The organism is Candidatus Poribacteria bacterium (assembly GCA_021295715.1).
Lineage (GTDB): Bacteria > Poribacteria > WGA-4E > WGA-4E > WGA-3G > WGA-3G.
The window spans coordinates 2624-13429 of record JAGWBV010000110.1 but is presented as its reverse complement, the minus strand read 5'-3'; the positions used below and the strand labels follow the sequence as shown (position 1 = coordinate 13429).

Here is a 10806-nt window from a genome sequence, read left to right as displayed (position 1 = left end):
ATCTGTTGAATATGCCATAATAGACACATTCTATTACAAAATACAAAAAATGTCTTTTTAATTCTAATGGACACTATAATCTCCATATAACAGATTCTGCAGAGGTAAGGGCATCAAAAGGTGCTTGGTTTTGCGTCTCAAAACCGAGCGCGAAACTTTCGGCATCCTTTTCATAATGGAGTGCTTTAAACTGAAAGGTTGCATCTGCACCACGAACGAAAAATCCGCCCCGTTGTCCTTGAATGATTGCGAGTTGTGCTTCCCAGCCCCCACAACAACTACCCGGATATTTGAATCTTCTTGAGGTAATTGGAGTCGTAACATCAAAGACTTGTCCCCCTTCTGCTGGAAGAATAAGGTCCAGGCCCCTGACATCCAGATTTCCACACCCCCACTGAATACCGTAGACCCCTGCTGTATCCGAAATACCCCGTTGTTCAATTAATAGATCACCCGTCCTCTCATTGACCGTTATAAACAGACGAATCTCGTTTTGTCCCTGCATAAACACAAGTCTTGCTCTGAGGGGTGCGACTTTTCTTGCCTCTGTTAGCGTTGTCTGGTCTGTCCAGACAGATCCGCCGCTTCTTCTTAATAATCCACTGCGTCCACTGATACCTGTAGGCACATCACCAACACCTAGACGGAGCGTATAAGTTTCTCCCGTTAATTTATTAGAAAGATGGTTGATAACGCCGTCCATAAAATGGACTTCATAGGTATCGGTTTCCACGAAGACATTATTGTCAACAACCGTTATCTCTGCAGCCTCTACGATTTGAGAATGAAACATGCCTAATGCCCCACTCAAGATAATTACGACTAAGAATCTCATATACATACACCTTTCCATGATTTAGGGCACCGCGCTGGATGCTATTTTTCTGTTACCGCCAGGAGAGCGTCTGTATCCCTATCAAGGCACCGCGGATCGTTGCGTCTCGAATCCTACTGGCAAGCTTCTTGCTATTGCGTAGTGTCGCATCCTCAGATTCTGCGATTTGATACAGCATCCACGTCTCTGGATGAGGTAAATATACAATATAGGAAATAAAAAATAAATAATATATTTTTATTATAGAATTTTCTAACATGTAGAATACGATCGATAAAACGTGCAAACAGAATTAGGAACCTGCCTTCCTCATTGTATTCAAAACGAGAAAAAACGCCGTATCCAGTTTTCTATAATAGCGTTATAGAATTCGAGTTATACATACCCATTACTACAGATGTCTTGGGAATGCTATCGCGTATTAGAGCGAAAACTGAGCACTGGGGACTGTAAGATTGCAGTCCTGCCATGTTTCAAGTTTACGAGGTTGCGGTGCTGCAGCATGCGTAAAATTAAGTCGATCATAACTTGACATTTCTGTAGGTTTAAGGTAGACTGTATTAGGTATTATAGGCTTTGAGAATGGAATTAAAACGTGGTGTGTTACGGAACGCCTGTACTGGAAGATAGCAACCGATCAGCAATACATGACATCACACTTCAGCCTAAAACAAACGGAGGGTGAAAAATGAATACGATGAAAATTTTGCTTGTCGAAGACGCAGAAGAGCAACAACGGGACTTTATAGACACTGTAGATACTTTCAATAAAAAATACAATCTGACTGTTGAAACTGACATCGTAACAGATCCGTTGAGCGCATTGGAAAAAATAGATAATTCCTACAGTGGTGCGATTCTTGACATGAAGTCGGACAATGATCATGAAGGTGGAAATACAATCGTTCGTCGGCTGCACGATTTGTCTATCAGCGTGCCGGTCATTTTTGTCACACGGCATCTTGATATGGTGAAGGAAGATCCATTGATTATCAGGAAACGTAGTCGAGACGCCGACTCTTATGAATCAGACCTTCTATTTCTTCAGGAGTGGCTCAAGACAGAATCCAGTCCTGCAGAGATAGCACAAACCTATACGGCTCTCATCCGAGAGAGTGAGGGATGGTGGATTGGGTGGATATTGGAAGTTCCAGGTGTTACCTGTCAAGAACGAACGAAAAGTGAATTATTAGATACGTTGCAAATCACGCTTCGCGAAATCTTAGAAGATGAAACGCTTGAAGTGTCTCGCCGAACGGAAAGTGAATCTGAAGCGGTAAAGACTTCTGATATTTTGGAATTCGGCGCGCCGGGAGCGTCGGACCAAACTGAAAGCGGGTTTGAGGAAGTAAGAATTGATGTATGAAACGCAGGCAACTGCTTAAGCATCTTGAAGACCATGGCTGTGAGCTTTATAAAGAAGGTCGTAAACATTCGCGATGGTGGCATCCAAAGTTAGGCACTCACGCCACAGTGCCCAGACACACCGAGATTAAAAATGTACTTGCCAAGCAAATTTGTAAGCAATTAAAAATTCCGTCCATATAATCTGATTGAATGTTCCCTCCTATTTTTCTACCTTTCTAACACGATGTCGCGCACGAGATATAATGCCTCATATGGAAAGAAGTTGAAAGGATATGTGCGGTTCAGGAGGCAGACGGCACGCTCCGCGGACTCCGCAATTCTGCTATTCTGCGGGTCATGTCGGACGGGCTATTGCGTATCTCCGAAGTGACGGAGCTCCGTATCTCTGACCTTGAGGATAACACACTCCGGCTTCGGTTCTCTAAGACCGACCCAGAGGGTTCAGGGGAACACCTGTATCTGTGTGAGGATACCCGTAAAATAGTCACTGAATGGTTACAACGGTCGGGGCTTACGGAAGGCTATCTCTTTCGGAGAATGACTGCCCGCGGTGACAACGTCTATCGCGACAAACAGACGGGTGAGCTGTCTCACTTGACGGACGACGGTGTGAGACGGATTATTAAGTCCTGTGCTGCGAGGGTGGGGCTGACGGAGAAGGTGTCGGGACACTCCCTACGGATTGGAACGACAGTCTCTCTTGCAAAATCAGGAGCGTCCCTGGTGGATATTCAAGTGGCGGGTCGGTGGAAAGACCCGGGTATGCCTGCTCATTATGCGAGAGCGCAGTTTGCCGAAAAGGGAGCAATCGCACGGTTTAAAGATGGTAAGCGGTGAAAAGCGAACTTACCGGGCAGACTCGCTTGCAACGAATGTGATCAGAAATCTTGCCCTACGTGATAACCGTGTTCTGAGAGCGCAGTAGATACGGATGTCCAAACAGCACGTGCCTGCTCAACAGCCTCGGATGCGTCTATGTTCGTAGCTTCGGGCATTTCACCCGGGCATCGACTGCCCATCTTGTTAGGGGTGCTAAGTCTGGATGCGTGGCTTTGAGTTGCCAACTCTCAGGTGCCAAGTTTCGCAACGCATCTAAGTCATGCGTTCTCGGGAAATCAATCTCTAAGAAGATGAGTACTGCCTTCAGTGTCTTTTCAGCGGATTGTTGAGCGCACCAACAGGCTTGGCGAGGCGGTACATCGGGTTGCCTGAGAAGGGTTTCAGCAGTTCTCAAGTCCTCTTCGGCATAACGCAGCCAGCGGGAGGTGTCTGCGAGTCGATCAATTGCTTGCATAGAGGACTTTCCCCTCGCGTTGCGCATAACGCAGGACCGATCCAATCCGAGTCCGGTGGCGTTCGAGTTCTTCAGGCGTTGAGACAAGAATATCCTTTGCCGCAGGTAAGTCGGACAGGGCACGCATAATATCAAGAGCGGTTTTTCGTTTATCCCGAAGTTCAGCAAAAACGACGAGCAGATCTATGTCACTTTTCGGATCTGCGTCCCCACGTGCCTGTGAGCCGAAGAGGATAATCTGTAACGGATCAAAGCCTTGTACAATTCGCTCTGTCATAATTGAGATAAATTCGTTGTTCATACCCCGCTCCCTTTATCCACGTTTTTTGAAAACCCGAAACATCCTTCCTGTTATTATAGCAGCATAAGCAAAAACGTGACAAGTCTCATGCCGGCACACTACGCTAACGCCGAACTCGCTGACCGCGGCGGAATCGCACGATTCAAAGCAGGCAACCTCGCGAAACGTAACTGACTTATCACGTTTAATAATCCCCGTTTTTGTTTCGTTTTCTACCATCCGCCACGAGAGTTGTTTAGACTGCGGGCTGCAAGTAAGATACACAAGCCCCCTAATAGTAATCGGGAAGTCGGGGTCGCGTTTGTATTCTGTGCCACGCTCGGTTTCTCGGAAGTTATAGGCGGGGGGATCATGCTCTAAAAACTGTGTCCGGTTTCCAGGGCGCGACGTGAAAGTCAAATGATGGTTCTGTCTGGGGCTTTGTTTTCTTCTCTGGCGGTAGCTACTGTGGATGTCGGTTTATCGTGTTGGTCTTATCCGAGCGGGGTCAATGTCGGGGTGGACACACCCGCATCCGAATCTCTGTTCTCGCTCCCATATAGGCATTGTGAGCATCACGATCAAAATTGACGCAGCAATCTCTCATATTCGGCATGAGTGCCAATCCAGAACCAATAGAATGTTTCATCTTCTCGCAAGCCCAAAACACGCCAACCAATTCCAACTCGAACTGAGTAAATCGGCTCTCTGGTATGTACCTTTTTGAATTGCAAACTTGGGTGGTTAGGATTTTGTCGCCAAAATCGATAGTTCCTACGTGCTTTTTCTTTTACATCCTCGGGTAATTGTCGAAAACACGCAAGAAAATCCTCTGTTAGATATGAGTTCACAACTCGTCAATGCCCATTTTTTTGATGCGTCCTGCCTTAATATCAGTACGAACTTTCTGCGCAAGTTGGGCAAGCTTATTTTCTGATTCGGAAAAAGCCTTGTCCCAGAGCTGCGCATCTTCTAATTCTTCAAGTATCACAGCAGCGATGGCATCCTGTTTTTCCGGTGGTAGTTTATGAACCTCGGTAAGCACTTTCTCAAGAAGCTGCGTCATGATTCTTCCTTCCTAGATCAATGTGGAATTCGCAGTTAGCACAGCGCATTTTCAACGATATTAAGAATACCATAAAATTGAGGGTAGGACAACTGAATTTATCTAAGACTTTACACAACCACTTGGCACCTCTTTTTTCAGAACCATTCTATTTTAGGAGGAATAGGCATCACGACTGACAGGCACATCCGAGGGCGAAGGACGGTATGATGCACTAACGGTAAGGCACCAATATCGTCGGCAGAAGTTGCTCAATGTTTCAAAAGTCTATTTACGTTACATTCAGCTTATCATTTGTCAGATTGGTCCCACTCCTCATTAGCAATTTCGGACCCACTCTTTGAATGGAATTGCAATATTGATGAAAGTTCCTTTGCCAATAATCTGGGCACTTGACGATGCACCTCATTTAAAATTTCGGCACGCACCTCTTCCGGTATAGATTCATCCGCTTCCATCAAAGACTCACCCTCTTCCTGGTGGTCTACCCCATCATCACATTCATCGCAATAAATGCGATGGAGTTGATCATTGAAAAGATGTAGATTGTGTCTGATAGCCTTCAAGTCAAGACGCATAGGAAACGATAGTTTTGGGAGCGGCTGCCTCCAGGACTTTAAATCATATTCCCACATATAAATTACATCTCTGGAATCCACTTCTATACATGGAAACTGCAACTCCTCAAAGGCATCCCATTTGGCATCATCAACGGGGTGAGTGTCCCTTACCTCTATTCCTGAAATAGGCTTTCCATCTCTCAATAGAGCAATGTCTACTCTGTGTTTGCCAACATTAATTTCACAGGCAACATCATCAAATTTGGGAGTTTGAGAAAAAAGTACACCCTGCGAGCAGTTTGGGCATCTTCGGAATGTCGTCACACTCGTCATTACAGTGCGAACCGTTCTCAGATACATAAGATAAATCATCTGTTTTGCGACCTTATGTCGAACGCCTTCGCCTGAACATCCGGTGTCTGGCTTATGCGCAAAATGCGGACGTCTCACTTTTCCACGTCTCAAGACGACCTCACAATCACACAATGGACACGAGAAATCCTGCCCTTTTTCTGCTATTTCTGGAGAGATCGGGATTTTACTGGTAGTATAGGCATACGGAATCTGTAAATTCGTCATGCTCATCTCCGTCATAACTTTCAAAGGTAAGAAGAGGTTACGTGTTAAGCGTCACGTGGATGACCTGACGGGGCTCAAGCGTTCTTAGGACTTGGTTAACGCGGCGCATCGCCGGTTGAATGTCCTGAAGACGATTGCTTTTCGCGGAGATGAGGATGATCCCGATCGCGTATTCGCGGAGGTTCTGTTGATGTTCAATGCCTTTATCCATGGTGATAAGTGCGTCAAAGGTTGCGGCAGCTTGCCTGAGAAGTTCGCCATTCCTCGTCCCTTTCCAACCTTGCCGAGAAACCGTTGTGACCTGAAAATCCGCGTCAAAATAGCGGACCAACCGCCAGTCCAAGTTTTCATCAAGTAGAACACGCATCTGATTTTCAACCTAACTCGTCTGAGCCGGACGATGGGTTTCCAATAGCTGTGGTCAATGCGATTTCTAAAAAAGCAATCGCTTGTTGTCGAGAAACTGAGGGGAAACCTTCGAGAAAATAGTCAAGGCTATCACCGGCTTTCAGATGATCAATGAGGCTTTTGACGGGAACACGAGTGCCAGTAAACACAGGCATTCCGCCGTGAATATCTGGGTCTTGGGTTATGATTTGCTCTGTTGTCATCTTTAAGTTTCTCCTTGTTAGGAATCTTGGTTTCCAGACGCTGATGTAGATTTCCTTTATTTTACCACAAATTTCGAGGGCGTTCAATAAATATGAACAAGAAGATTTGACAATGGTGGCGGGACAACATCTCCATCTGCCCGTAACCCTTCAATGTGAAATTCAATGGCTTCGGCGATTAATTTTCTGACTTCCTCTAATGTTTCACCCGCAGCAATACATCCCGGAAGATCCGGAACATAAGCACTGCAGCTGTTTTTACCTTCTTCAAAAATAACGACGTATTTCATGAATTTATCCACCTTATTCCAAAATATGTCAATACAATTTACACCGGTTCCATGACAAGACGAACCCCGCGACCCTCTATCACGAGAAAAATATCAAACTCCAATTCAGCCCCCAAGGACTGTCTTACCGTCTCAATCATCTCTTGAACGAGCAGCACGATCCTCAATGCGAGTTCAAGTGGCGATAACTCTGTGATAGCCTCTAATTCCATCTCCAATCTCTGTTTCATCTGATAATTCCACCCTTGTTGTCATAGTAAATGCTGGTTCAGCACTAACCACTCCTTTTCAGCCTACCGACGCGTTTGGCGTATTTTTCACCCAAATGGAAAATCAAAAATCCAAGTGGAATGAGTAGGATACCAATGATGAGGAGTAAAGCGAGATTACCCACTTGGCTCTGAACAGGCGCGTTCTCAAGCATCGCTGCACGAATCGACCTGAGTGTATACGTGGCAGGCGAAATTTTGGAAATCGGTTGAAGCCATGCTGGTAACACCTCAATTTCATAGTAGATACCGGAGACTAAGAGTAGCATCGACTCAATGATCCCTGTTGCGGCTTGTCCCTTCTCCGGTGACAACAATGGAAATATCGCCGCCATCAGCCCGATACCGATGAAAGAGAGACTGGAGATAAGAACAGTGACCACCATCGTTAGCCAATTGGCGTTGCTTAAATCAATGTGTTCCCCAAAAAAGAAGGGGATTATCGCCAAAACTAAGGCTGTCCGCAGCAACCCATATAGAATTGCAAATAGACAGGAACCGACAAGGTGCGTGATGCGGTAAATCGGTGCCATAAAGGTATATTCAATCGTCCCCTCCCATCTCTCCCATGTAATCGCATCGCTCACCTCACGCATCATAATGGAGAGAAACCCCCAAACGAGTGCGCCAATGACGAGGTAAAGCACATCTTGACTGCTGCCACGTCCTACCATAATCAAGCCGATTGTTAGCGCATTGACGATGGAATAACTGAAAAAGAGAATTTCCCAGCTCATATACCGCTTCAGCAGATTGAAGTTGCGTTCAATAAAAGCATAAGAGACAATCGTTTCCCGAACAAAATTCAGCATTTTTTTGGCGTAGCTTGCAAGCCAGAACTTGCTTCATAAACTACTCTTCCTCCTCAATCCCTTTCCCCGTCAGTGCAATAAACACGTCCTCTAACGTCGCTGGCACCCCGTTCTGAGATGGGGCATTCGCGATGAGTTCCTCGACTGTCCCTTCTGCGATAAACTGTCCTTTATCGATAATTGCGATCTTGTCGCACAACCTCTCTGCCTCCGCCATATCGTGCGTCGTTAGGAGTATGACAGCGTTCCGCTCTTGACGGATCTCTTCAATAAAGGCTTGCACATCGCGTTTAGATTTCGGATCGAGTCCTGTCGTCGGCTCATCGAGTAGGAGTAGCATAGGGGTGGTGAGTAAGGCACGCGCGATGGCGACTTTCTGTTGCATCCCGCGCGACAGATGCTCCATCTCCTCGTTCATCCGATCTGCCGCAAAGCCGAGTCTTTCCAAAATCTGCTGTGATCTTCGTCCGGCTTCGGGAGCAGGGATACCGTAGAGGCGGGCAGCGTAAATCAGGTTCTCTTGCGAAGAGAGACGTTTAAAGAAAGAAGCCTCAACAGAGACGCGGTTCATCACCTGTCGAACCTTCAGACTATTTGTTACCACGTCGTCTCCGAAGACCTGAATATTCCCAGCATCAGGCAGTAGTAGCGTTGAAATGAGACGAATCAGCGTCGATTTTCCCGAGCCATTCGCACCGAGAATCCCGTAGATTTCTCCGATGTTTACCTCTAAAGAGATACCGTCAACTGCCCGGATGACTTCCTTCTCGCGCCTGAACATACGCTGGATCTTCTGATGAAAACGCGGTTTATCGTTGGTTCGTTTGGTCCGACGAAAATGCTTCGTCACCCCGCGAACCGTCAATCCATAGATAGGTTGCTCCACCCTTTTCCCTTTCACTTTTTAATTATACCTTGCGGTTCGGTGAGGTGGATTTCGTACTTGACGCGCATTTCCGTATATCTGAAGAAACACCCAAGCAAAAACCCCTCCACATGTAAAGCATTCTCGCTGCGAAGCAAAATTATGCCATTTAAGGAGAACCTAATTTCATTACGGGCTACGTTTTGAATGGAAGGGTATCATCTACGAAATCTGTATCATCCGCTATTCAGATCATTGGAAAACTCAGGGACTCTGGATCCACCTCTAAAATCCTTGACATTACATATGGACTTTTATATATTATACCCAAAGTTCGTGATGATTTGGTAATTATTTTTCGCCGATTTGAAGCGGACTGAGTGTTTTTGATAATTCGCGAAGCGTTAAACAACGAAGCGAGTTCAATGACGATTTTCTGTTATCCTCCGCCTTCCACTCCGTTTCAGGCTTGCGGATACATGTTATAAACAGGACTTACGCAATTTTAAGCATCGCCCACGCCGTGAAAGAGAGCGTATAAAAAACGCAGACGGTTTCCTGACACAACCTAACAGGTTATGCTACAAAAGAGCAACCTACATAAGTCGTAATACCAATTCTGATTGATGATTCCTCTTAAAAGGTCCTACCCAGTAACGGGTGGGAACCCTGGTTAGGAATGCAGATCGCATGAATCAACGCCGAGTGCGCGTGTGGCACTCGTCGGGCCGAGTACGCCGCAAAACCGCACCTACCGGAGTCCGGATGAACGTCGCGGTTAATGCAATATAAACTTTACCGCTTACATTGTTAGCGTTTACACACAAATACAGGAGCACAGGAACAATGCCGAAAATCAAAGGTCCAGCTATCTTTCTCGCCCAATTCATGCGGGATGAAGCACCATACGATACGATGGAAAATATCGGAAAATGGGTTGCAGGTTTGGGGTACAAAGGTGTCCAAATTCCCAATTGGGACGATCGCGTCATTGACATCGGAAAAGCCGCTGAATCCAAAGCCTATTGCGATGAATTCAAAGGGACGCTCAATGAGATGGGGCTTGCAGCGACAGAGGTCGCTGGCTACCTCGCTGGACAGGTTTTGGCTGTGCATCCTGCGTATGAAGTTATGTTTGAGGCATTCCATCCGCCCGGTTTGCGAGGAGCAGAAAGGACAGCGTGGGCGACAGAGGAATTAACGAAATGTATCCACGCTTCGGTGAATATGGGACTGGATGTTATCCCGGTGCTTTCAGGCGGTTTCGCGTGGCACACCGTCTATCCGTGGCCCCAACGTCCCGATGGAATTATTGAAGAGGCGTTCAAAGAACTCGCCGCACGCTGGCTGCCACTTCTGGATCTGGCACACGCTAACGGTCAGGTCTTCGCTTACGAACTCCACCCGGGTTCGGACATTTACGATGGCGCGACCTACGAGATGTTCTTAGATTACACGGACAACCATCCTGCCGCTTGTCTCAACTACGACCCCAGCCACTTTCTCCTTCAACAACTCGACTATATCGACTTCATCCGACTTTACAGCGAACGTATCAAGGGGTTTCACGTTAAAGATGCCGAATTCCGTCCGACAGGTCGGGTTGGTGTATACGGTGGTTATCAATCATGGGCTGGACGTGCGGGGAGATTCCGTTCGCTTGGCGATGGACAAGTGGATTTCACACAAGTGTTCACACTCCTGACCGAAGCGGGTTACGACAGTTGGGCAGTCCTGGAATGGGAGTGCTGCGTGAAAAGTCCAGAACAAGGCGCGGCAGAGGGAGCACCGTTTATCGCTAAACACATCATCGAAACGACCGATGTCGCCTTTGATGATTTCGCAGGCGGAGAGACCGACACGGCACGGAATCGGGATATTCTCGGCTTGAGTTAAAAATTTTTAATTTTTCCTTGCGGAGGAATGACATTGATTAGAACTTTGACGGACATCCCTTAAATTCGCCTGCGCCGGTGT

The 10806-nt window shown here is 46.6% G+C and carries 16 protein-coding genes; 4 read left to right on the top strand and 12 right to left on the bottom strand.

Annotation, left to right across the window (positions count from 1 at the left end; all coding sequences use genetic code 11):
* Nucleotides 1-73: 73 nt before the first annotated feature.
* The gene (locus tag J4G07_20150; protein ID MCE2416303.1) at nt 74-835 is read right to left on the bottom strand and encodes a hypothetical protein; all 762 of its coding nucleotides are present in this window, start codon (nt 833-835) and stop codon (nt 74-76) included.
* A gap of 688 nt (nt 836-1523) precedes the next feature.
* Between J4G07_20150 and J4G07_20145 the strand changes: the two genes are divergently transcribed.
* From J4G07_20145 to J4G07_20135, 3 genes are all read left to right on the top strand, one after another.
* Nucleotides 1524-2201, top strand: a complete 678-nt coding sequence (locus J4G07_20145) for a response regulator transcription factor (GenBank protein MCE2416302.1) — start codon at nt 1524-1526, stop codon at nt 2199-2201.
* Nucleotides 2198-2383, top strand: a complete 186-nt coding sequence (locus J4G07_20140) for a type II toxin-antitoxin system HicA family toxin (protein MCE2416301.1) — start codon at nt 2198-2200, stop codon at nt 2381-2383. Before J4G07_20145 ends, J4G07_20140 begins: the two co-directional genes overlap by 4 nt.
* Before the next feature lie 69 nt (nt 2384-2452).
* Entirely contained in the window at nt 2453-3040 is a 588-nt protein-coding gene (locus tag J4G07_20135; GenBank protein MCE2416300.1) for a tyrosine-type recombinase/integrase, read from the top strand.
* 136 nt (nt 3041-3176) lie between these two features.
* Here J4G07_20135 and J4G07_20130 read toward each other — a convergent pair whose 3' ends face one another.
* The 11 genes from J4G07_20130 to J4G07_20080 all read right to left on the bottom strand — a co-directional run bounded on the left by J4G07_20130 (nt 3177) and on the right by J4G07_20080 (nt 8745).
* Entirely contained in the window at nt 3177-3497 is a 321-nt protein-coding gene (locus J4G07_20130) for a HEPN domain-containing protein (protein ID MCE2416299.1), read from the bottom strand.
* Nucleotides 3484-3798 carry a nucleotidyltransferase domain-containing protein gene (locus J4G07_20125; protein ID MCE2416298.1) on the bottom strand — a complete coding sequence of 105 codons (315 nt, stop codon included), beginning with the start codon at nt 3796-3798 and terminating at the stop codon, nt 3484-3486. Before J4G07_20125 ends, J4G07_20130 begins: the two co-directional genes overlap by 14 nt.
* A gap of 487 nt (nt 3799-4285) precedes the next feature.
* Complete coding sequence (locus tag J4G07_20120; protein MCE2416297.1) at nt 4286-4426, bottom strand: hypothetical protein; 141 nt, start codon at nt 4424-4426, stop codon at nt 4286-4288.
* Between the two features lie 198 nt (nt 4427-4624).
* The gene (locus J4G07_20115) at nt 4625-4843 is read right to left on the bottom strand and encodes a hypothetical protein (protein MCE2416296.1); all 219 of its coding nucleotides are present in this window, start codon (nt 4841-4843) and stop codon (nt 4625-4627) included.
* Between the two features lie 290 nt (nt 4844-5133).
* Nucleotides 5134-5982: a hypothetical protein gene (locus tag J4G07_20110; protein MCE2416295.1), complete on the bottom strand. Its 849-nt coding sequence runs from the start codon at nt 5980-5982 to the stop codon at nt 5134-5136.
* 37 nt (nt 5983-6019) lie between these two features.
* The gene (locus J4G07_20105; protein MCE2416294.1) at nt 6020-6349 is read right to left on the bottom strand and encodes a DUF5615 family PIN-like protein; all 330 of its coding nucleotides are present in this window, start codon (nt 6347-6349) and stop codon (nt 6020-6022) included.
* Nucleotides 6350-6356: 7 nt separating this feature from the next.
* Nucleotides 6357-6593: a DUF433 domain-containing protein gene (locus J4G07_20100; GenBank protein ID MCE2416293.1), complete on the bottom strand. Its 237-nt coding sequence runs from the start codon at nt 6591-6593 to the stop codon at nt 6357-6359.
* Nucleotides 6594-6676: 83 nt separating this feature from the next.
* Entirely contained in the window at nt 6677-6883 is a 207-nt protein-coding gene (locus J4G07_20095; GenBank protein MCE2416292.1) for a type II toxin-antitoxin system HicB family antitoxin, read from the bottom strand.
* Nucleotides 6884-6921: 38 nt separating this feature from the next.
* Complete coding sequence (locus tag J4G07_20090) at nt 6922-7113, bottom strand: hypothetical protein (protein MCE2416291.1); 192 nt, start codon at nt 7111-7113, stop codon at nt 6922-6924.
* Nucleotides 7114-7157: 44 nt separating this feature from the next.
* Nucleotides 7158-7964 (bottom strand): ABC transporter permease, encoded by an 807-nt coding sequence (locus tag J4G07_20085; GenBank protein MCE2416290.1) that lies wholly within the window; start codon nt 7962-7964, stop codon nt 7158-7160.
* A gap of 40 nt (nt 7965-8004) precedes the next feature.
* Nucleotides 8005-8745: an ABC transporter ATP-binding protein gene (locus tag J4G07_20080; protein ID MCE2416289.1), complete on the bottom strand. Its 741-nt coding sequence runs from the start codon at nt 8743-8745 to the stop codon at nt 8005-8007.
* 930 nt (nt 8746-9675) lie between these two features.
* Between J4G07_20080 and J4G07_20075 the strand changes: the two genes are divergently transcribed.
* The gene (locus tag J4G07_20075; GenBank protein ID MCE2416288.1) at nt 9676-10725 is read left to right on the top strand and encodes a sugar phosphate isomerase/epimerase; all 1050 of its coding nucleotides are present in this window, start codon (nt 9676-9678) and stop codon (nt 10723-10725) included.
* The last annotated feature ends 81 nt before the right edge of the window (nt 10726-10806 follow it).